This is a genomic window from Peiella sedimenti (assembly GCF_030504955.1).
Lineage (GTDB): Bacteria > Pseudomonadota > Alphaproteobacteria > Caulobacterales > Caulobacteraceae > Brevundimonas > Brevundimonas sedimenti.
Genome location: NZ_JAUKTR010000001.1, coordinates 612534 through 633376, shown reverse-complemented (window position 1 = coordinate 633376; position 20843 = coordinate 612534). Strand labels below are relative to the sequence as shown.

At 69.0% G+C, this 20843-nt stretch carries 20 protein-coding genes; 7 read left to right on the top strand and 13 right to left on the bottom strand.

Going from position 1 to position 20843, the window contains the following annotated elements:
• Positions 1–75: 75 nt before the first annotated feature.
• Positions 76–1287 carry an N-acetylmuramoyl-L-alanine amidase family protein gene (locus tag Q0812_RS03290; RefSeq protein ID WP_302108863.1) on the bottom strand — a complete coding sequence of 404 codons (1212 nt, stop codon included), beginning with the start codon at positions 1285–1287 and terminating at the stop codon, positions 76–78.
• Positions 1288–1716: 429 nt separating this feature from the next.
• Between Q0812_RS03290 and Q0812_RS03285 the strand changes: the two genes are divergently transcribed.
• The 6 genes from Q0812_RS03285 to Q0812_RS03260 all read left to right on the top strand — a co-directional run bounded on the left by Q0812_RS03285 (position 1717) and on the right by Q0812_RS03260 (position 10760).
• A complete protein-coding gene (locus Q0812_RS03285; RefSeq protein WP_302108862.1) occupies positions 1717–4257 on the top strand; it encodes an Rne/Rng family ribonuclease in 2541 nt (846 codons plus the stop codon).
• Between the two features lie 66 nt (positions 4258–4323).
• The gene (locus Q0812_RS03280) at positions 4324–5709 is read left to right on the top strand and encodes a M48 family metalloprotease (RefSeq protein WP_302108861.1); all 1386 of its coding nucleotides are present in this window, start codon (positions 4324–4326) and stop codon (positions 5707–5709) included.
• The gene (locus tag Q0812_RS03275; protein ID WP_302108860.1) at positions 5706–6500 is read left to right on the top strand and encodes a DsbA family protein; all 795 of its coding nucleotides are present in this window, start codon (positions 5706–5708) and stop codon (positions 6498–6500) included. The genes Q0812_RS03280 and Q0812_RS03275 overlap by 4 nt, the downstream gene beginning before the upstream one ends.
• Positions 6501–6560: 60 nt before the next feature.
• On the top strand, positions 6561–8840 hold the full coding sequence (rnr, locus tag Q0812_RS03270) for a ribonuclease R (RefSeq protein WP_302108859.1): 2280 nt from the start codon (positions 6561–6563) through the stop codon (positions 8838–8840).
• 45 nt (positions 8841–8885) lie between these two features.
• The gene (locus tag Q0812_RS03265; RefSeq protein WP_302108858.1) at positions 8886–10133 is read left to right on the top strand and encodes a multidrug effflux MFS transporter; all 1248 of its coding nucleotides are present in this window, start codon (positions 8886–8888) and stop codon (positions 10131–10133) included.
• A gap of 210 nt (positions 10134–10343) precedes the next feature.
• The gene (locus tag Q0812_RS03260) at positions 10344–10760 is read left to right on the top strand and encodes a hypothetical protein (protein ID WP_302108857.1); all 417 of its coding nucleotides are present in this window, start codon (positions 10344–10346) and stop codon (positions 10758–10760) included.
• Between the two features lie 77 nt (positions 10761–10837).
• Here Q0812_RS03260 and Q0812_RS03255 read toward each other — a convergent pair whose 3' ends face one another.
• The 6 genes from Q0812_RS03255 to msrA all read right to left on the bottom strand — a co-directional run bounded on the left by Q0812_RS03255 (position 10838) and on the right by msrA (position 14206).
• Positions 10838–11353: a F0F1 ATP synthase subunit B family protein gene (locus Q0812_RS03255; RefSeq protein WP_302108856.1), complete on the bottom strand. Its 516-nt coding sequence runs from the start codon at positions 11351–11353 to the stop codon at positions 10838–10840.
• Between the two features lies 1 nt (position 11354).
• On the bottom strand, positions 11355–11939 hold the full coding sequence (locus Q0812_RS03250; protein ID WP_302108855.1) for a F0F1 ATP synthase subunit B family protein: 585 nt from the start codon (positions 11937–11939) through the stop codon (positions 11355–11357).
• Positions 11940–11999: 60 nt separating this feature from the next.
• Positions 12000–12224 (bottom strand): F0F1 ATP synthase subunit C, encoded by a 225-nt coding sequence (locus tag Q0812_RS03245; protein ID WP_302108854.1) that lies wholly within the window; start codon positions 12222–12224, stop codon positions 12000–12002.
• Positions 12225–12277: 53 nt separating this feature from the next.
• Positions 12278–13063, bottom strand: coding sequence for a F0F1 ATP synthase subunit A (locus Q0812_RS03240; RefSeq protein WP_302108853.1), 786 nt, complete (start codon positions 13061–13063; stop codon positions 12278–12280).
• 7 nt (positions 13064–13070) lie between these two features.
• Positions 13071–13433, bottom strand: coding sequence for an AtpZ/AtpI family protein (locus Q0812_RS03235; RefSeq protein WP_302108852.1), 363 nt, complete (start codon positions 13431–13433; stop codon positions 13071–13073).
• Positions 13434–13594: 161 nt separating this feature from the next.
• Positions 13595–14206 carry a peptide-methionine (S)-S-oxide reductase MsrA gene (gene msrA, locus Q0812_RS03230; RefSeq protein ID WP_302108851.1) on the bottom strand — a complete coding sequence of 204 codons (612 nt, stop codon included), beginning with the start codon at positions 14204–14206 and terminating at the stop codon, positions 13595–13597.
• A 99-nt stretch (positions 14207–14305) separates the two neighbouring features.
• On the opposite strand from msrA, the gene Q0812_RS03225 reads away from it, so the two are divergent.
• Positions 14306–14755: a hypothetical protein gene (locus Q0812_RS03225; RefSeq protein ID WP_302108850.1), complete on the top strand. Its 450-nt coding sequence runs from the start codon at positions 14306–14308 to the stop codon at positions 14753–14755.
• Here the strand turns inward: Q0812_RS03225 and Q0812_RS03220 are convergent, their stop codons facing one another.
• The 6 genes from Q0812_RS03220 to gcvT all read right to left on the bottom strand — a co-directional run bounded on the left by Q0812_RS03220 (position 14756) and on the right by gcvT (position 20791).
• Positions 14756–15691, bottom strand: coding sequence for an SDR family oxidoreductase (locus tag Q0812_RS03220; protein ID WP_302108849.1), 936 nt, complete (start codon positions 15689–15691; stop codon positions 14756–14758).
• 59 nt (positions 15692–15750) lie between these two features.
• Positions 15751–17331, bottom strand: a complete 1581-nt coding sequence (gene gcvPB / locus Q0812_RS03215; protein ID WP_302108848.1) for an aminomethyl-transferring glycine dehydrogenase subunit GcvPB — start codon at positions 17329–17331, stop codon at positions 15751–15753.
• Positions 17331–18671 carry an aminomethyl-transferring glycine dehydrogenase subunit GcvPA gene (gcvPA, locus tag Q0812_RS03210; protein WP_302108847.1) on the bottom strand — a complete coding sequence of 447 codons (1341 nt, stop codon included), beginning with the start codon at positions 18669–18671 and terminating at the stop codon, positions 17331–17333. The genes gcvPB and gcvPA overlap by 1 nt, the downstream gene beginning before the upstream one ends.
• 26 nt (positions 18672–18697) lie before the next feature.
• Complete coding sequence (locus tag Q0812_RS03205) at positions 18698–19147, bottom strand: OsmC family protein (protein WP_302108846.1); 450 nt, start codon at positions 19145–19147, stop codon at positions 18698–18700.
• 150 nt (positions 19148–19297) lie between these two features.
• Positions 19298–19663 (bottom strand): glycine cleavage system protein GcvH, encoded by a 366-nt coding sequence (gene gcvH, locus Q0812_RS03200; protein WP_302108845.1) that lies wholly within the window; start codon positions 19661–19663, stop codon positions 19298–19300.
• A 12-nt stretch (positions 19664–19675) separates the two neighbouring features.
• Positions 19676–20791: a glycine cleavage system aminomethyltransferase GcvT gene (gene gcvT, locus Q0812_RS03195; RefSeq protein WP_302108844.1), complete on the bottom strand. Its 1116-nt coding sequence runs from the start codon at positions 20789–20791 to the stop codon at positions 19676–19678.
• Positions 20792–20843 lie beyond the last annotated feature (52 nt).

The window sequence follows — 20843 nt, the reverse complement described above, 5'->3', positions numbered from 1 at the left end:
CAGGGGGCGCCAACGGCCGATGTAACGCGGCCTACGCGCTGGCGCAAAGCCCTGATCGACGCAGACGGCCCTAAATCAGGGCGCCGCCGCCATCATCAAGCCGCCCGAAGGCATGGCGAAATAGGCGTCGATCGCCTCGACCACGGCGCCCATCAGGCGGTTACGGCTGCGCGCGCTGGACAGCAGCCGCTCGTCCTCGGGATTGGTGATGAATCCCATTTCCAGCAGTACGGCCGGCACGTCCGGCGCCAGGAGAACCGCGAAGTTGTCGTTGCGATGGCTGCGGCGAAGCAGCGGCGCCTCATCTTCAATGTGAGTCAACAGCACCTGGGCGAAGGCGGCCGAGCGGTTCTGGGTGGCGCGCTGGGTCAGGTCCAGAAGGACACGGCGAACGGCGGGATCGCGCCCCGGCAACTGAACGCCTGAAAGCGCGCCGCGCCCGGCCATGACCTGCCTCGCGGCCCGTTCTTCCCCCCGCTCGTCCAGGGTGTAGACGCTGGCCCCGCGCGTTTCCGGCGACGGGCCGGCGTCAGCATGCAGCGAGATGAACAGGTCGGCCCCGGCCTGGCGCGCGATGCGGACCCGGCTTTCGAGCGGAACATAGGAATCACCGGTGCGCGTCAGGACGACCCGATAGCGGCCGGTGGCCTCCAGTCGCTCCTTCAGGGCCTGGGCCGCGGCCAAGGTGATAGCTTTTTCCGCGTGCTCAGCGCCCTGGGCCCCTGGGTCCCGACCGCCATGGCCGGCATCGACCACGATGACGCGCGGCTGGGTGCGGTTGGATCTGGTGGGCGACGACTCTCGGGCGGGCGACCGGGCCGGGCCGGCGCCGCTCGCTTCGAGGTCAAGCACATAACGGTAGTGACTGACGCCATCGCCGGGCGGCAGAAGGAAGCGCCGCTTGACCTGGGCCTGCCGCGTCAAGTTCAGACGCAGACGGGCTGCGCCCCCAGCGCTGTCCAGCCGATAGCTGCGCACCAGTCCCTGACCGGCGGCCTCCGCACCACGGCCGGCATCCACCCCGACCAAAGCCAACGTCAGATCCTGACCCGACGTCTCACTAAGGCGCCCTTGGGCCGAGCGGCCCATGTCAATCACCACCCGCGTGACTTGAGCATCACCACCGAAACGTACGCGCATCACGTCGCCGGAATCGGTGTCCGCCAGGCCGCGCCCCGCGGTCAGCAACAGCAGCGCAGCCGCCGCGACGAGCAGTAGGGCTCCAACGGCCAATACGGCGCGCAGCGAAGGTAGGCGCGTCACCGGTGATGCAGGCCCGACGGCCATGATTGGTCCTCATCCGAAAGCAGGGCCGACAAGTTGCCAGATCAGGCTTCCGAATGGGTTAAGGGCGCCAAGTTTCAGCGCCCGCTTTCCTTCGTCGCCTGAAGTGACTAAGTTCGCCGCGTCGCTCCGGCGCGCCGCGCTCGTCCCTCTAGCCGGGACCGCTGGCCGCCAGCGGCGCTGTTTGAACCCCGCGCCCGCCCGGCCTGCCCGTCAGTCCGCCAGCGGCCGCACCCGACACGCCCTGAAAGCGCGTGACGAGGAATCCGAACCACACCATGGGCCGCACCGCTCTGTTCCGCCGCCGGCTGACCGCCGGGATCGCCCCGAGGGGCGAAGACGCGGGCCGCGAGTGCGCCATCCAACCCCAGCGACGCCCCCCCGCTCGACCGCAAGGTGCGAGGTCAGGGCCGCGTCGTGGAGACCCCCTTAATGCCCAAGCATATGTTGATCGACTCGGCCCACGCCGAGGAGACCCGCGTCGCCGTCGTGGACGGCCGCCACGTCGAGGAATTTGACTTCGAAAGCCGCGCCCGGCGTCAGCTGCGCGGCAACATCTATCTGGCCAAGGTCACACGTGTAGAGCCCAGCCTGCAGGCGGCTTTCGTCGAATACGGCGGCAACCGTCACGGCTTCCTGGCCTTCAGCGAGATCCACCCGGACTATTACCAGATCCCTGTCGCCGACCGTGAAGCCATCATGGCTGAGGCGGACGACGAGGAGGACGATCAGGACGTCGACGGCGAGAACGGCCACGACGACGAGGAAGGCAAGGCCTCCGACGAAGCGCGGCTGAAGCGTAAGCTGATGCGCCGCTACAAGATCCAGGAGGTGATCAAGCGCCGCCAGATCATGCTGGTCCAGGTCGTCAAGGACGAGCGTGGCGGCAAGGGCGCGGCCCTGACCACCTGGCTTTCGCTGGCGGGCCGCTACTGCGTGCTGATGCCCAACTCGGGACGGGGCGGCGGCATCAGCCGCAAGATCACCCAGGCGGCGGACCGCAAGCGCCTGAAGGCCGCGGCCCAGTCTCTGGATGTGCCGCCGGGCATGGGCCTGATCATCCGCACCGCCGGCGCAAAGCGCACCAAGGCGGAGATCAAGCGGGACTACGAGTACCTGCTGCGCCTGTGGGAGGACATCCGCTCCACCACCCTCGCCTCCACTGCCCCTTCCCTCATCTATGAGGAGGAGACCCTTGTCCGCCGCGCGGTTCGGGACATGTTTGACAAGGACTTCGAGGCCGTCCACGTCCAGGGCGAGCAGGGCTGGCGCGAGGCGCGCGACTTCATGCGCCAGCTCATGCCGTCACAGGCCAAGAAGGTGCAGCTGTACGACGAGCCCACGCCGCTGTTCGTGAAGTTCGGCGTCGAGGACATGCTGCAGCAGATCCACTCTCCGGTCGTGCCGCTGAAGTCCGGCGGCTACCTGGTGATCAACCAGACCGAGGCCCTGGTCGCCATCGACGTCAACTCGGGCAAGGCCACCAAAGAGCGGAACGTCGAGGCGACGGCGCTGAAGACCAACCTCGAGGCCGCCGACGAGGCGGCGCGCCAGCTGCGCCTGCGCGACCTGGCCGGCCTGATTGTCATCGACTTCATCGACATGGACGAGGGCAAGAACAACCGCGCCGTCGAGAAGCGTTTGAAGGACGCCCTGGACGAGGACCGCGCCCGCATCCAGATGGGCAAGATTTCGGGCTTCGGCCTGATGGAGATCAGCCGTCAGCGCCGCCGCACCGGCGTCCTGGAAGGCACCACCCACATCTGTGAGCACTGCGGCGGCTCGGGCCGCGTGCGTTCGGCCGAATCACTTGCCCTCACGGCGCTGCGTTCGGTCGAGATGGAGGCGGCGAAGAACGGCGCGGGAGCCGTCACCCTGCGCGCGCCCATGGCCGTTGCCCTCTATGTGCTGAATCACAAGCGGGAATTCCTGAACCGCATGGCCGACGAGTTGGGCCTGGACGTCACGGTCCAGGTCGACGACGCCCTGGGCCACGCCGAGCACGCGATAGAGCGCACCGTCACCGCTGACGAGGCGCCGCGCCCGACCGGCGCCGTCAACGCCCGGCGCCGCATGCAGCCGACTGAAGAGGACCTGCGCGACGAACAGGTCTTTGACGATGGGGACGAGCCCGAGGAGCTGGCGGACGGTTCCGAAGACGACGCCGAAGATTCCGAGGACGATTCCGGCCGCGCCCGACCAGACCGTGGCGACGGCGAGGGCCGCCGGGGCCGTCGCCGCCGTCGGCGAGGACGGGGCGGACGCCGTGAAGATGGCGACGAGGCGCCGCGCGACACGGTTCGGGCCGAGACGGAGCAGGACGGCGAGGACGAGGCTGGACGCCGCCGTCGGCGCGGTCGCCGGGGCGGTCGCCGCGCTCGCGAAGGCGGCGAGACCTCAGGCGCTTACGCCTGGGTTCGCGGGCGCACGCCGTCCCTCGAAGATCCCTACGTCTGGTTCGACCCGATCGAGATGCGCAGCCGACCGGCGCAGGACGAACCCGCCAGGGAACGGCCCGCGGCCGAGAGTCGCGGCGAGTCCCCCGCCCCCGCCCCCGCGGCTGAGGCCGGTGACGAGCGCGGCGGTCGCCGCCGCGTGCGCCGCAAGCGTCCGGGCGGCGAGACCCAGCTTGAAGGCGTGACGGAGCAGACCGGCGAGGCCGAACCTGTTGAGGCCATCGCCGCGGCCACGGCCGCCGTGGAGGCTGCAGACGCATCCGAGGCCCAGCCTGAGCCCGAGGCCGCGCCCGCCCCGGCCAAGCGGACCCGCAGCCGACGCAAGCCGGCCGCGACCGAGGCCGCTCCGGAAGCGGAGGCTCCCCCCGCTGCGGCGCCGGAAGCGCCTGTCGTTGAGGCCCAGCCTGAGCCTGAACCGCAACCTGCGGCGGAGCCGGCCCAACCCGCCGAGCCCGATCCCGCTGAAATCACCGCCCCGCCGGTCAAGCCGAAGCGAGGCTGGTGGAGTCTCCGGTGAGGGGTTAGGGTTGCCTCCAGGGCTGGTCAGGGTGCGGGGCTTAAGCGTCTGAAGGAGCCTGCGTGCATGACCCGTAATCGACGCCTTCGTCTTGGCGCCGTCATGGCCGCCGTGGCCCTGATGGCCGGGGTTCCGACCCTGGCTTCGGCCCAGTCGGTCATCCGGGACACCGAGATCGAGACCATCCTGCGGCGTCAGGCGGACCCGGTGCTTGAGGCCGCCGGGCTGGAGCCGGACGACGTGCGCCTGCTGCTGATCAGCGACCAGTCGCTGAACGCCTTCGCCACCCAGGGCCAGATCATGGGGGTCAACACGGGATTGATCCTCGAGACCGAGAACCCCAATCAGTTGCTGGGGGTCATCGCCCACGAGGCGGGACATCTGGCCGGCGGCCACACGGTTCGCGGCGAGATGCAGCGGGCGGGCATGACGCCCTTCCTGCTGACCCTCGGCCTGGGCGTGGTGGCGGCGCTGGCGGGCGCGCCGGACGCGGGCATCGCCCTTGCGGGGAGCAGCGGCTATTTCGGCGCGCTGGGGGCCCTCAACTATTCACGCAGCCAGGAGGGCGCCGCCGACCAGGCCGGGCTCCAGGCCATGGAGCGGGCTGGCTATTCCGGGCGCGGGCTCGTCGAATTCTTCGAGAAGTTCCGCTACCAGGAGGTCTTCTCGCTGGATCGGCAGTTCCCCTATTTCCGCGCCCACCCGCTCTCGTCCCAGCGCATCGACGCCCTGCGCCGCCGGGCCGAACGTTTGCCCAACTACAATCGGCCGGACCCGCCCGAGTGGCAGGCCGAGCACGAGTTGGTGAAGGCCAAGCTCTACGCCTTCCTCAACCATCCTAATCAGACCCTGCGCCGCTATCCGGAAACGGACACCAGTTTCCCCGCCCGCTACGCGCGCGCCATCGCCCTCTACCGCGACAGCCAGATCGACCGCGCCGTCGCCGCCATCGACCAGCTGCTCGAGGAGCAGCCTGACAATCCCTACCTGTGGGAGCTGAAGGGCCAGGTGCTGTTCGAGGGCGGGCGACCCGTCGAGGCGGTGCCGGCGCACCGGCGTTCGGTAGAGCTGCTCCCGGAAGCGGCTCTGCTGCGCATCAATCTGGGGCAGGCTCTGCTGGCCACCCATGAGGCGCCCAACGTCGAAGAGGCCATCCGCGAGCTCAACCGCGCCAACCTGATCGAGGACGACAACGCCATCGCCTGGCGTCTGCTGTCCGAAGCCCATGCCGAGCAGGGGCAGGACGGCATGGCCCGTCTGGCCGCCGCTGAATATCAGTACGCCATCGGCGACCGGGACCAGGCTCGCGTCTTCGCCTTGCGGGCCCGTGACGCCTTGCCCCGCGGCTCGACCGGCTGGGTGCGCGCCGTCGACATCGTGCTGCAGAGCGGCGTGACCGACGAAGACCTGGAAGACCTGGACCGCCGCAATGAACGGGAGAACGCCTCTTGAGCGAGCCTGACCTGCCGCCCTCGCCCGAGGCCAATCCTCGCCCTTCCCTGCTGCGCCGTCTGCTCCAGCCCGCGGTGGCGGCGCCCGCGGCCCTGGCCGCGGCTGTTCTGGCGTTGGCGGTGGCGCTGTCGCCGTGGTTCGGGGTCCGCACGCCGGCCTTCGACGCCCAGGCTGAGGCGTATCTGCTGGCCAATCCGGAGATCCTGGTCCAGGTCTCGAACCGGCTGGAAGAAAAACGCCGCGCCGACGCCCAGGCCACAGTGCGCCAGGCCCTGCTGCGCGACCGTTCGGCCCTCGAACAGGACCCTGACGACTTTGTCGCCAATCCCAACGGGACCATCACGGTCACCGAGTTCTTCGATTATCGCTGTCCCTACTGCCAGCAGGTGGAGCCCCAGATACAGGCCTTCATCCGCCAGAACCCGGATGTGCGCTTCGTCTTCAAGGAGATGCCCATCTTCGGCGGCGTGTCCGAGCGCGCCGCGCGGGCGGCCCTGGCCGTGAAGCGCGCCGGCGGCGACTATCTGGCCTTCCACAATCGCCTGATGACGGCCCGGCCCCTGACTGACGCGGTGATCGACGACGCCTTGCGGGCGCAGGGGCTCGACCCCGCCGTCGCCAATGATGAGGCGCTTAACGAGCATCTGACCGAGACGTCCGAACTGGCCCAGCGGCTGATGATCCAGGGAACGCCTGCCTTCATCGTCGGCGACACCATGGTGGCCTCGGCCGACATGGCTGCGGTCGTCCGCGCCGTACAGGCCGAACGCCAGAGGCGGCGGCGCGGGTGAGGACGCGACCGTCGCGCTTCTGCTGCGTTATAGGGGCGACATGCCTCAGGTGATCGCCCGATGAGCCGCCGCGGCGGCGGCCGCCCGCCCAAGGGACTGCCCGACCGGGACACCCTCCTCCGCTTCCTGCGCGACGCGGGCGAAGCCGAGAAGGCCGATATCGCGCGCGCCTTCGGCCTCAAGGGCGCCGAGCGTCGGGCCCTGCGCGAAATGCTGCGCGAACTGGAGGCGGAGGGCGCCCTGGGCAAGCGCGGCCGTAGGGGGTTTGCTGAAACCGGCGCCTTCCCGCCCGTGGGCGTGGCCGACGTGGCCGAACGCGACGCCGACGGGGACCTCTTTGTCCGCCTGACCAAAGGAGGCGAGGACCTGCCACTGGCCCGGCTGGCGCCTGGGGACGGCGAGGCGCGGGGACAAGTCCCTGGTCTGGGCGATCGCGTGCTGGTCCGCTTCGAGAAGATCGGAGACGCCTACGAGGCCAAGCTGATCAAGCGCCTCGGCCAGAGCGCCCACCGCGTGCTGGGCGTCGTGCGCAAGACGGCTCGCGAGGTTCGAGTTGATCCCGTGGATCGGCGTTCCAAGGAGCGCCTGGTGCTTCAGGAGCCGTCGGCCCGCGACCTCAAGGACGGTGATCTGGTCCTGGCCGAGGTGGGCCCCCAGACCCGCCGCTACGGGCCGCACGCCGGGCGGCTTCTCGAGGTTGTAGGCCGCGAGGATCAACCGCGTGCGGCGTCCCTGATCGCCATCCATGCCCACGGCGTGCCGACCGGGTTCTCGGAAGGCGCCGAGACCGAGGCGCGAGAAGCCAGGCCCCCGACGCTGAAGGGCCGCGAGGACCTGCGCGACATTCCTCTCGTCACCATCGATCCGCCCGACGCGCGCGACCACGACGACGCCGTCTATGCCGAGCCGGATGAGGACCCCAAGAACCCCGGCGGCTGGGTCGTCTGGGTCGCCATCGCCGATGTGGCGGCCTATGTCCGCGACGGCTCGGCCCTGGATCGTGAGGCTTACGTCAAGGGCAACTCCACCTACTTCCCCGATCGCGTCGAGCCGATGCTGCCGCACGCCCTGTCCAGCGATCTGTGCTCGCTACGCCAAGGCGAGGAGCGCGCCTGCATGGCCGTGCGTATGGTCTTCGACAAGACTGGAGCCAAGACCGGCCATCGCTTCGTGCGCGGTCTGATGCGCTCGGCCGCCAAGCTGTCCTACCAGCAGGCGCAGGACGCCGTGGACGGCCGCCCCGACGATGCGTCAGGCATGGTGCTGGAGCGGGTGCTGCAGCCCCTCTGGGCCGCCTATCGGGTCATGCTGGAAGGCCGCAACCGGCGCAGCCCCCTGGCCATCGAGACGATGGAGCGGCAGATCAGGCTGAACGACGAGGGCGAGGTGGTCTCCATCACCCCGCGCCAGAGCCTGGAGGCGCACCGCCTCATCGAAGAGATGATGATCCAGGCCAATGTCTGCGCCGCCGAGACCCTGGAGAAGCGCCGCACGCCGCTTATTTATCGCGTCCACGACGAACCCAGCCAGGAGAAGACCTTCGACCTGGCCGACTTCCTGGCGACGCTGGGACTGCCTTGGGCCAAAGGTCAGCCCGCAACCACGCGCCGCTTCAACGAGCTTCTGGAAAAAACCCGGGGGGGACCGCACGGCGACATCGTCAACGAGGTCGTGCTGCGCAGTCAGATGCAGGCTGTCTACAGCCCGGACAATGTCGGCCATTTCGGCCTGAACTTGCAGCGCTACGCCCACTTCACCTCGCCGATCCGTCGCTATGCCGACCTTGTGGTGCACCGGGCCCTGATCCGCGCGCTGGGGCTGGGCTCGGACGGACTGTCCGACAAGCAGGCCAGCCAGCTGGAGGCCGTGGCGGAACACATCACCATGACCGAGCGGCGCTCCATGGCCGCCGAGCGCGACGCCACCGACCGCTATGTGGCCGCTTTCCTTGAGGACCGCGTCGGCGCCGAGTTCGAGGGCCGCATAACCGGCGTCACCCGCTTCGGCCTGTTCGTGCGGCTGGAGGAGACCGGGGCTGACGGCCTGATCCCCGTGTCGCAACTGGGCGAGGAGTACTTCACCCACGACGACAAGGCCCACGCCCTGGTGGGCAGCCGCTCCGGGCTGCGCTGGCGCCTGGGGCGTCAGGTGACGGTGCGGTTGGTCGAGGCCACGCCGATCACGGGCGGCCTGCTTTTCGAGATGCTCAGCGAGCCTGAAGCCGCGGACCCGAACGCCCCCCGCCCGCGTCTGGGCGTGCGGGATCGGGATCGCCGGGGTCCGCCCAAGGGCCGGGGCAAACCGCCCGCGCGAGGCGGGGGCAAGCCGAGGCGGCGCTGATAGCCGCTGGCCGGACGTCGGCGACGCGCCTATAGAAGCCGCCCCATGTCCGAGCCCGCCGTCGCCGCCAAGCCCAGCCCGCATCCGGGCATGGCCTTTCCCGAGTTCGTCAGCCTGATCGCCCTGGTCATGGCGCTGAACGCGTTGGCCATTGACGCCATGCTGCCGGCCCTGCCCGACATCGGACAGGCGCTGGGCGTCGCGGTCGAAAACGACCGCCAGTGGGTCGTGACCGCCTATCTGCTCGGCTTCGGCGTGGGTCAGCTGGTCTATGGACCGCTGTCCGACCGCTATGGCCGCCGGCCGCTGCTGCTGTGGGGGCTGTCTATCTACACCCTGTTCGGCCTGGCCGCCGCCGTGGCCCCCAGCTTCGATCTTTTGCTGCTCGGGCGGTTCCTTTGCGGCCTGGGCGCGGCATCGGGACGGGTGCTGGCCATCTCCATCGTGCGCGACTGCTATGAGGGCCGCACCATGGCGCGGGTCATGTCGCTCACCTTTCTCGTCTTCCTTGGGGTGCCGATCCTGGCGCCCAGCCTGGGGGCGCTGATCCTGTATGTGGCGGACTGGCGCGTCATCTTCTTCCTGCTGGCTGGGGCGGGCGCCCTGGTGCTGGCCTGGGCCGCCCTGCGCCTGCCTGAGACCCTCCATCCGGAGTACCGGCGCCCCATCCGGATTCCGACGATCCTTGACGGCTTCCGCCAAGCTCTCACCCAGCGGCAGTCGGTGAACTACGCCCTGGCCTCCACCGCCATCTCGGGCGCCCTGTTCGGCTTCATCGGCTCGTCGCAGCAGATCTTCGCCGACGTCTTCCAGGCGCCCGGCGCATTTCCCTTCGTCTTCGCCGGGATCGCCGGAGCCATCGCCGTAGCGTCACTGACCAATGCACGCGTCGTCGAGCGGCTGGGATCGCGCCTGGTCGGCCATAGCGCTCTGCTCGGCTTCATCCTCTTCTCGGCCCTGCACGCCGGCGTAGCCCTGGCGGGCTGGGAGACCATGACAACCTTCGCGGTCCTGCAGGCCGCCACCATGTTCTGCTTCGGCCTGATTGTCGGAAACTTCGGGGCCATGGCCATGGCGCCCATGGGCCATATCGCGGGCGCGGCCTCCTCGGCCCAGGGGTTCGTCTCCAGCATCGGCGGCGCCCTGGTCGGCTTCTTCATCGGCCAGCAGTTCGACGGGACGACTGCGCCTCTCGCCTTGGGCTTCACGGCCTGCGGCCTGGCCGCACTGGCCTTCGTCCTGCTGGCCGAGCGCGGACGGCTGTTCAGGGCGCGAGAGGCTCGGGCCGCCTAGGCTAGGTCAGGTGTGACGGCGCGGCCACATTACCTCGAAGTGTGAATTTGGGCGCCGGTCGCCCATTCATCCGCCGTAAATCGGCCCCATGTAGGCTGCGATCAGGAGGTGTCCGCCACTGACGTGAGTCCCTGTGATTCTTTTCAGCCGGATGTCGTCTTTCGCCCCGCTCGTGCGTTCTTCGAGCGTCACCCAGTAACTGGACCCATCATGTCGCTCGTCGCCTTCCAGGACATCGGCTGCCGCGCGGAGCCCAAGGCCCGTCGCCGCGGCCTGCTGGCCGGGGCCATGGGCCGCATCGTCAAGGTGGCGGCCATCGCGGCCGGTTCGGTGCTGATGGTGGGCGGGGTCCTGATCGCCCCCCTGCCCGGCCCGTTCGGCCTGCCGATCTCGGCGGTGGGCCTGATGCTGATTCTCAAGAACTCCTACTGGGCCAAGCGCCAGTTCATCCGGGTCCAGTACGCTCGGCCCGGCTGGGTCTACCCCGTCCGCCGCCTGATGCGGCCCAAGCCCGAGTTCGCCCCCGTGACGTGGCAGTCGATGCTGCGTATGGAGCGGCTGCTCCTGCGCCGCGGCCAGGACCGCGTGCTGAAGCGCTTCCGCCACAGCCTCAAGCGCCGCCGCTAGCCCAAACCGACAGTCAGAAAGCAAAAGGCCGGAGGATCGCTCCTCCGGCCTTTGTCTTGTCGAGCTCGTCGGCGCGTCTAGTTCAGACGGCCAGTCAGCTGGGCGATGGCGCGATCCGCCAGGGGATCGGTCCCCGCCTCGGCCAGGCGGGAGGCCAGGACCTGTTCAGCGGCGCGGACGCCCGCCTCGGCGGCGGCGGCCTTCACCTCGGCCAGGGCCTGGGCCTCGGCCTGGGCGATCTTGCGCTCGGCCAGAGCCTGACGGCGCGTGATGCTTTCGGCCAGCTTGGCCCTGGCGTCAGCCTCCATCTGGGCGGCTTCAGCCTGGGCGGCTTCGAGCATCGCCTTGGCCTGGGCTTCGGCTTCGGCGCGTTCCGCCGTCAGCTTGGCCAGCATCGCCTCGGCCTCGGCGCGCAGACGGGCGGCTTCGTCCAGGTTGGCCTGGATATCGGCGGCCTTGGCGTCCAGCGCCTGGCCCACCTTCTTGAAGGTACCCACGGCGAACAGGATGGCGAAGAAGATGACCAGGCCCACGCCGACCCAAAGCTCGGCGTTGGAGAGGGACCAGAAGTAAGGATCGAAAAAGGCGGGCATCTTACGCGGCTCCCTTGAGCGCGGCGTCCAGCTCGGCCTTGGTGGCGGCCTTGCCGGTCAGCTTTTCGACGACGGCCTGGGCCGTCTCGGCGGCGATCTGCGACACGCCGGCCATGGCGGCCTCGCGCGTCTTGGCGATGGCGGCTTCGGCTTCGGCCACCTTGGCGGCGGCTTCGCCTTCGGCGGCGGCCTGGCGGCGGTTCAGATCCTCGGTCACGCGAGCCTTGGCCTCGGTAGCGGTCCGCAGCGCCTCGGCGCGAGCCTGAGCGACCCCGGCGCGAGCGGCGTCAGCCTGGGCGTCAGCCTCGGCCTGCACGCGGCGAGCCGTGGCGATGGCCGTTTCGATCGTCTCGGCCCGCTGGTCGAAGATGCGGCGCATGCGCGGCGCGAAGACCTTGGCGATCAGCAGGTAGAGCAGCGCGAACAGGAAGACCAGATAGACGATCTGGCCGAACCAGTGCTGGAACTCGAACTGCGGCAGGCCGCCGCCTGAGCCGTGTTCGGCCTCGGTCGTGGCGTGCGTGTCATGCACGGTCGTCGGCGCGGCGTGAGGGTCCGCGGGTCCGTGGTCAGGAGTCTGGGCCATCGGTCTTCCGGATTAACAAGGGCATTGGACGGCCGGCGAACCGGCCGCCCGAGGACAGGATCAGGAGATCCAGATCAGGATGCCCATGACGAAGGCCAGGATGCCCAGGGCTTCGGCCAGGGCGGCGCCCACGAACAGGTTGCCGATCTGCGAGGCGGCAGCCGACGGGTTGCGCAGGGCGCCCGCCAGGAAGTTGCCGAAGATGTTGCCGACGCCGATACCCGCGCCGATCATGCCGCACATCGCGATGCCGGCGCCGATGAGTTTGGCCGCTTGAGGATCCATGGTTCTCTAGTCCTAGTCTGATGGGTTGGCAGGTGGAGGAAACTGGACGGGCCTTAGTGGCCGTGGCCCAGGTTGACCACATCGTTCAGATAGATGCAGGTCAGAACGGCGAAAACGAAGGCCTGAAGGAAGGCAACCAGGAACTCCAGCGCGGTCAGGCCCGTGACCATGCCGAGCGACAGGGCCGCCCCCGGCAGGCCGAGAAGACCCAGCCCGCCGCCGGCGGCCAGGGCGCCCATGGACACCACGAAGCCGGCGAAGACCTTAAGGGCGATGTGGCCGCCCATCATGTTGCCGAACAGACGCAGGGTCAGGGTCAGGGGCCGCAGCAGGAAGGAGAAGAACTCGATCAGCCCGACGATGGGCCGCATCACCAGAGGCGCGCCCGTGGGCCAGAACAGCTTGAGGAAGCCGGCGCCGTTCTTGACGATGCCGATGACCACCACCAGGCCGAAGGTGATCAGGCCGAACGTCGCCGTCACCGCCAGCTGCGAGGTGGCGGTGAACGTCAGGAACATGCCCAGCATGTTCATGCCCAGGATGAACATGAAGACGGCGAAGACGAACGGGAAATACTTGCGGCCGTCATGACCGATAATCGAGTCCGTCATGTTGTCGATCATGCCGAACAGGGTCTCGCCGACGGCCTGGAGCCGGCCAGGCACCACCTTGGCGCCTGAGGTCACCGCCGTCAGGAACAGCACGACCACGGCGAAGGCAATGGTCATGGCCAGGTGCGAATTGGTGAAGGCCAGATCGACCGTGCCGACGATAGGCAGGGTCGGGTCCGGCAGATCGACGATCTTCACGATCTGGAACTGATGTAGCGGATCGGCCATCGGTCGATCAGGCTCCCTGGTCTTCGTCGTCGTCAAAGGGAACCGCCTTCGGCTCCCCATACTGCTTGGCCTCGGCCATGATGCGCTGCGCTGTGCGCCACGCCATCCAGATCGAGACGGCGAAGCCCAGAAGGACACCGCCGATCAGCCCCACCGGCGAGGTGCCGGCGAAATAGTCCACCCCAAAGCCGATGGCGAGGCCCACGAAGACGCCGCCGAGCAGATCGGCGATGATCTTCCAGGCCTGGCTGGCCGCCGCCTGGCCCGCCACCTCTGCCGAGGCGTCACGAGCCGTGCGGGACTCCAGATCGGATGCGCTCCGCTGGAGACGAGCGATCGCCTCTTCGCGCGATTCCGGTTCTTGGGACATATCGGCCTCAACTCCTCGAAACCGGCCCGAAAACCAGCGCCGAGGGGGGGTCTGAAATCGGCGCGGAACCTATAGGGCCGACCCGCAAACGTCAAGGACGCGCCGCAGCGCGGCAAACACCTGATTCACAAGCCTTTCGACTTCCCCCAAAGCGCGCTTGATCAGGATCGGCCCCACACGGCCCGCAGCCGCGCGTCGCGTCGGCATCCGAGGCGGTACGCGTTGTAGCGCGCGGGATTCCGGCGCGCGAAGTCCTGGTGATAGGCCTCCGCCGGCCAGAATCGGGCGGAAGCCCTGATCGGCGTAACGATCCGCCGCTGCCCCAAACGCCGTTGGGCGGCTTGGCGCGAAGCCTGGGCGACCGCCCTCTGTCCGGGTGTCACGAACACGGCGGTGCGGTACTGATCTCCACGATCACAGAACTGTCCACTCGCGTCTGTGGGGTCGATGTCGCGCCAGAAACTGTCCACCAGACGCCGATAGCTGACCCGCTCCGGATCGAAGGTGACCCGAACCGCCTCCACATGGCCCGTGCCGCCTCTGACGACCTGCTCATAGGAGGGATTGGCGGCACGGCCGCCGGCGAAGCCCGACACGGCCGAAATCACACCCGGCATCTCATCGAAGTGCTTTTCGATGGACCAGAAGCAGCCGCCGGCAAAGACCGCCACCTCGCGCCGACCGGAGTCAGGGCCGCCGTCGGCGCCCTGCGCCACGGGGGGCGAACAGGCGGTCAGCAGAGCCAGGCATGTGGCCAGGACAGTTCCGCGCATGGCCGAAGTCTACCACACGCCCCGCCCCCCGGCGCGGCGTTGCAGACCGAACATTGCTCGCCTAACCTTGGCGCACCAATCTCGGGAGGGGGATCCACCATGAAACTCAGAGCCCTCGCCGCGGGCGCGGCGCTTATCGCCCTGTTCGGCGCCGAAGCGGCCACGGCCCAGGAAGCGCAGGTCATCCGCATGGGCGACACGGCAATGACCTGTCAGCAGGTCGCGACCGAAGCCAATGAGATCAGCCAGATGCTGGGCGGCGCGCCCGAAGGCGGCGTCTTCACCAGCGAACAGGCGATCAGCGCAGCGACCAGTGTGGCCATGCAGGGGGCCATCATGTCAGGCGCAGGCCGCATGCTGCCGGGCATGGGCCTGGTCGGAAACGCCCTGGGCGCCGCCGCCCGGCGTCAGCGCGAGCAGGAGGAGGCCCGTCGTGAGACGGCGCGCACGCGCTGGTACTATCTGAATGGGCTGTATGCCGGCCGCGACTGCGATTCCCGCCTGGCTCAAGAGGCCCAGGCCGCTCCAGCCACCCCCGCGGCCAACTGATCAGTCAAACTTGACGCCGGTCAGGTCCTCAGAGGCCCGCCAGAGGCGCACGGCGACGTCTTCGTCGCGCGCCCAGGGCCGCATGCCGACCTCACCGGCCGGACCCTTCAGTTCATTGAGGCGGGTCGCGCCGTAGTATCGACCGGCCTTCGCGTCAGAAGAGGTGGCCGCCAGCAGGATCGGCAAGGCGCCGTCGGCAGCAGGATGGCTCACCGCCGGCTCAATCAGCGGGCGGAAGATCCAACGATGGAAAGTGCGCGCGGCGGGTGACGCAATCAGCGGTCCGTTCTCGATCAGCGCCGTGCGGGCGTAGCCAGGGTGCGCGGCCACGGAGGTGATCCCCCACCCGCTCGCGCGGCTGCGGCGGTCCAACTCCAGCGCGAACATCAGCATGGCCAGCTTGGACTGGGCATAGGCCTTCCAGGGGCGATAGCCCTGCTCGATCTGCAGATCGTCCAGATGAATGCGCCCTTGGCGATGGGCGATGGACGACAGCTGCACCGTTCGGGCCTGACCCTGCTTCAGCAGCGGCAGCAACAGCCCGGTCAAGGCGAAATGGCCCAGATAGTTGGTCGCCAGCTGCAGTTCAAAGCCGTCCTCAGACACCTGGCGGGTCGGCAGGGCCATGACCCCGGCATTGTTGATCAGCACGTCGATGGGGCGACCCTGTCCCAGCAGGCGCGCCGCCATGGCCCGGACTGAGGCCTGGCGGGACAGGTCAAGCTCTTCAAAGCGCAGCTTGGACCCCGGCGCTTCCTTGCGGATGCGGGTGATCGCCTCCTCGGCCTTGCGCGCGTTGCGCGCGGCGATCACCACCTCGGCGCCCTTGGCCGCCAGCACACGGGCCGCCTCGAACCCGACGCCCGAGTTCGCCCCGGTGATGACGATCAGCCGACCCGTTTGATCCGGCACGTCTGCGGCGGTGAAGCGGGTCATGGTCGCGCCCTCATTCGACAAGGGCTGCATATGGCGCCGTCGGAGCCGGACGCCAGGTCCTACTCCGCCGCGCGGTTCGATCCCTCCGGCACCGTCCAGCGCAGCCGCGGCGCGCGGGCGGCGCGGGTCTCGTCCAGACGCCGCAGCGGCGCGTGGAAGGGCGCGCCCTTGAACCGCTCCACGTCCCCCGCCTTGGCGGCGCCGGCCAGCGCCCGCAGCGCCTCGATGAAGCGGTCCAGCTCCTGCTTGGATTCCGTCTCGGTGGGCTCGATCAGCATCGCCCCGTGCACGACCAGCGGGAAGTACATGGTCATGGGGTGGAAGCCCTCGTCGATCATGGCCTTGGCGAAGTCGAGCGTGGTGACCTCCGTGCCCTTCAGCCACTCGTCGTCGAACAGGGCCTCGTGCATGCACGGCCCGTCCGGGAAGGCGGCGCTCATCACGTCGGACAGGCGCGCCTTGATGTAGTTGGCGTTCAGCACCGCGTCCTCGGCCACCTGGCGCAGGCCGTCCGAGCCATGGCTCATCATGTAGCTGAGGGCGCGGACGTACATGCCCATCTGGCCGTGGAAGGCGCACAGTCGCCCGAAGGCCTGATCCGCCTCGCCTTCCTCGAACTCGACCAGCTTGAAACCCTTGCCGTCGTCCACGACCCAGGGGGCCGGGGCGAAGGGCGCCAGCGCCTCTGACAGCACCACGGGACCGGCGCCCGGCCCGCCGCCGCCGTGGGGCGTGGAGAAGGTCTTGTGCAGGTTGATGTGCATGGCGTCGACGCCAAGGTCGCCCGGACGCACGCGCCCGACGATGGCGTTGAAGTTCGCGCCGTCGCAGTAGAAGTAAGCGCCCGCCTCGTGAGTCAGGCGGCTGATCTCCAGAATGTCCCGCTCGAACAGGCCGCAGGTGTTCGGGTTGGTCACCATGATGGCCGCCACGTCCGGCCCCAGCTTGGCGGCCAGGTCGGCCACGTCCACGCGGCCGTCGTCGGTCTGGGCCACCTCGACCACCTGATAGCCGACGAAGGCCGCGGTGGCGGGGTTGGTGCCGTGGGCGCTGGTCGGCACCAGCACCTTGCGGCGCTGGGTGTGCTCGCCCTTGGCCTGGTGAGCGGCGCGGATGGCCATCAGGCCGCAAAGCTCGCCGTGGGCGCCCGCCTTGGGCGACAGGGCCACCGCGGGCATGCCGGTCAGGGTCTTCAGCCAGTGGGCCAGCTGGTCCATCAGCTCCAGCGCGCCCTGCACCGTCGATTGCGGCTGCAGCGGGTGGATGTCGGAAAAGCCCGGGATGCGCGCCATCTTCTCGTTCAGGCGCGGGTTGTGCTTCATGGTGCACGAGCCCAGCGGGTAGAGCGCCAGGTCGATGGCGTGGTTCTTCTGGCTCAGGCGCACATAGTGGCGCATGGCCTCGGGCTCGCTCAGCCCCGGCAGGCCGATGGGCGCGGCCCGCGCCAGATCGCCCAGGTCTGATCCGTCGGCGGAGGGCTCGGGCAGGTCGACGCCGGTCTTGTCCCAGCCGTCCAGCTCGAAGATCAGCTTCTCGTCCTGCAGCAGGCCGCGACCGCCAGTCAGCGTCGGGTGCTTGTAGTCGTGATCGACCGGGTTGGGGGCGGTCGGACGGCCGACGGTGTTCATGGTGCTGCTCATCAGAGGACCGCTCCCAGGGCCTTGGCCAGGATGGCGATGTCGTCGTCGGAAGTGACTTCGGTGGCGCAGATCAGCAGGACGTCATCCATCCCTGCGCCCGGCTCAAGGCGGCTGAAGGGCACGCCGCCCAGCACGCCGCCCTCGGCCATGCGCTCGACGGCCTCGGCGGCGTTCACCGGCAGGCGCACGGCGAACTCGTTGAAGAAGCGCGGCGTCAGAACCTCGACCCCCGGCAGGGCGGCGACCGCGTCGCGGACCTTCAAGGCCTGCTGGTGATTGAGCCTGGCCAGACGGCGCAGGCCCGCCTCGCCCAGCAGGCTCATGTGGATGCTGAACGCGAGACAGCACAGACCTGAATTGGTGCAGATATTTGAGGTCGCCTTGTCGCGGCGGATGTGCTGCTCGCGGGTCGACAGGGTCAGCACGAAGCCGCGCTCGCCGTCGGCGTCCACGGTCTCGCCGCACAGGCGGCCGGGCATCTGGCGCACCAGCTTTTCGCGGCAGGCGAAGAGGCCCACATAGGGCCCGCCGAAGTTCAGGGCGTTGCCGATCGACTGACCCTCCGCCGCGACGATGTCGGCGCCCATCTCGCCGGGCGACTTCAACAGGCCCAGCGACACGGCCTCGGTCACCACCACCACCAGCAGGGCTCCGGCGGCCTGGGCGGCCTCGGCGATCTTCGCCACGTCCGTGGCCGTGCCGAACACGTTCGGCGTCTGCACGACGACGCAGGCCGTGTCCTTGTCGATGGCCGGGATGACGTCGGCCTCGGCGTCCACGGCGATCTGCTGGCGGACCGTCTCGATGCCCACGGCGTGGACCACCGTCTCGGTGGAGCGGACGTAGTGGGGATGCACACCCCCGGAGATCACCGCCTTGTTCCGGCGCGTGACGCGGCAGGCCATCTGCACGGCCTCGGCCATGGCCGTGGAGCCGTCATAGAGCGAGGCGTTGGCCACATCCATGCCGGTCAGCGCCGCCACCTGGCTCTGGAACTCGAACAGGACCTGCAGCGTGCCCTGCGCGATCTCCGGCTGATAGGGCGTGTAGCTGGTCAGGAACTCGGACCGCTGGATGATATGGTCCACCGTCGCCGGCACGTGGTGCTTGTAGGCGCCCGCCCCGCAGAAGAAGGGCACGGACCCCGCCGGCGTGTTCTTGGCCGCCAAGGCGGACAGGGCGCGCTCCACCTCCAGCTCGCCGGCCACGCGGGGCAGATCGACGAAGCCGTCGCGGCGGGCGGCGGCGGGCACGTCCACGAACAGATCGTCGACCGACTTGGCCCCGATGGCCGCCAGCATGGCCGTGCGGTCGTCAGGCGTAAGGGGCAGGTATCTCATGGGTCAGCTTTCGGCGGAGAAATCGGTCAGCGGGGCTCGATGCGGACTTCGCCGCGGATCGAGTTGGCGATGTAGCATTCGGCGTGGGCTTCGTGGTGGGCCTGCTCCACGATGGCGGGATCGGCGGGGCCCTCAAAGGTCACCCGCGGGCGCAGGGTCACCACGGCCAGCCACGCCTTGCCGGCCTCGTTTTTGGCCATCTGGCCGTCGGCGTCGTCCTCATAGGCGGTGACGACCAGGCCGTGCTTGCGCGCGATGGCCAGGAACCAGAGCATGTGACAGGCCGAGACCGAGGCGACCAGCGCCTCCTCCGGGTCCACCGCCGCCGGGTCAGAACCCGGCACCGGCGGTGCCGACGAGCCCCGAACCACCGTGCCGCCGTCAAAGCGCCATTCATGCACGCGGCTATAGCGGCCCGAGCGATGATCCTCGGCCGAGCCGGTCCAGGCGATGACGGCGGTGTAGCGGTCGGTCATTCCAGCCTTTCTTCCGCTCATCCCCGCGAAAGCGGGGATCCAGTCCTGTCCAGCGAGGCGCAGACGCCTCGGGTTGATGTTGCGGCTCGCGATCCGGCGGGGATCACCCAAAGCGCTGGATCCCCGCTTTCGCGGGGACGAGCGGTTGGGCTAGAGCGTCGCCAGGAAGGCGTCGTAGGACGCCTGGTCCATCAGAGCCTCGACCTGGGCCTTGTCGGCCACCTTGATCTTGCAGAACCAGCCGGCGCCCGTGGGGTCGGAGTTCACCGTCTCGGGCGCGGAGCCCAGATCGGTGTTGGCCTCGACCACCTCCCCCGCCACGGGGGCGTAGACGTCGGACGCCGCCTTGACGCTCTCCACCACGGCGAAGCTGTCGCCGGGGCTGACGATTTTGCCGACCTCGGGGGTCTCCACGAAGACGACGTCGCCCAGCTGGTCGGCGGCGTACTGGGTGATGCCGACGACGGCCACGTCGCCCTCCAGGCGCACCCACTCATGATCCTTGGTGAAACGCATCGGTCTGATCCCTCAGGCTGCGGGTTTGCGATAGTAACGTTGCTGCACGAACGGCATGGCCACCACCTCGGCCGGCAGGGCGCGGCCCCGCACGATGACCTGAAGCGCGGTTCCCAGAGCCGCCTTGTCCGCGGGCACATAGCCCATGGCGATGTTCTTGCCGAGGGTCGGCGACGGACCGCCCGAGGTGATCTGACCGATCAGGTTCCCGTCCTCGTCGGCGATCTCGGCGCCCTCGCGGGCCGGCGCGCCTTCCTTCACGTGCAGGCCCACACGAACCCGGTCCGCGCCCTCGGCATGCTGCTTCAGGATACGCTCCGCGCCCGGGAAGTCGGCGGCCTCGCGGCGGCGCTTTGAGAGGGCGAAGGTCAGGGCCGCCTCGACCGGCGTGGTGCCTTCGTCGGCGTCGTGACCATACAGCGGCAGGCCCGCCTCCAGACGCAGACTGTCCCGCGCGCCCAGGCCGATAGGCTTGACCCGGGCGTCCTCCAGCAGGGTGTTCCAGACGCGCTCGGCGGCCGCCGCGGGAATGGAGATTTCGTAGCCGTCCTCGCCCGTGTAGCCCGAGCGCGAAACGTAGCAGTCCTCGCCGAACAGCTTCAGCCTGGCGGTGTCCATAAAGCCCATCTCGGCCAGGACCGGCTCATGGGCCGCCATGACCTCGGCGGCCTCGGGGCCCTGAATGGCCAGCAGCGCGCGGTCCTCCAGACGGGTCAGCTTCGCGTCGCCCTGAAGGCCCGCCTCGATGCGGGCGAAATCGGCGTCCTTGCAGGCGGCGTTGACCACCACGAACAGTCCGTCGTGATCGGGCTTGCCCGCCATCAGGTCGTCCAGGATGCCGCCCTTATCGTTCAGCAGCAGGGAGTAGCGCTGCTTGCCGGCCTTCAGCCCCTGATAGTCGCCGCAGACGAAGCGTTCGAACTGGGTCTCGGCGTCGGCGCCCGTAATCTTGGCCTGGCCCATGTGGGACACGTCGAACAGGCCCGCGTGCTCGCGCGTCCAGCGGTGCTCGGCCAGAACGCCCTCGTACTGCACGGGCATGTCATAACCGGCGAAGGGCACCATGCGCGCGCCCAGCGCCCGGTGCGCGGCGTTCAGCGGCGTTGTCTTCAGCGTCTGGTCCGTCATGGCTGGCTCCCTTCAGAAGCGCGGTCGGTCGCCCCGGCGGTGATCCGCCAGA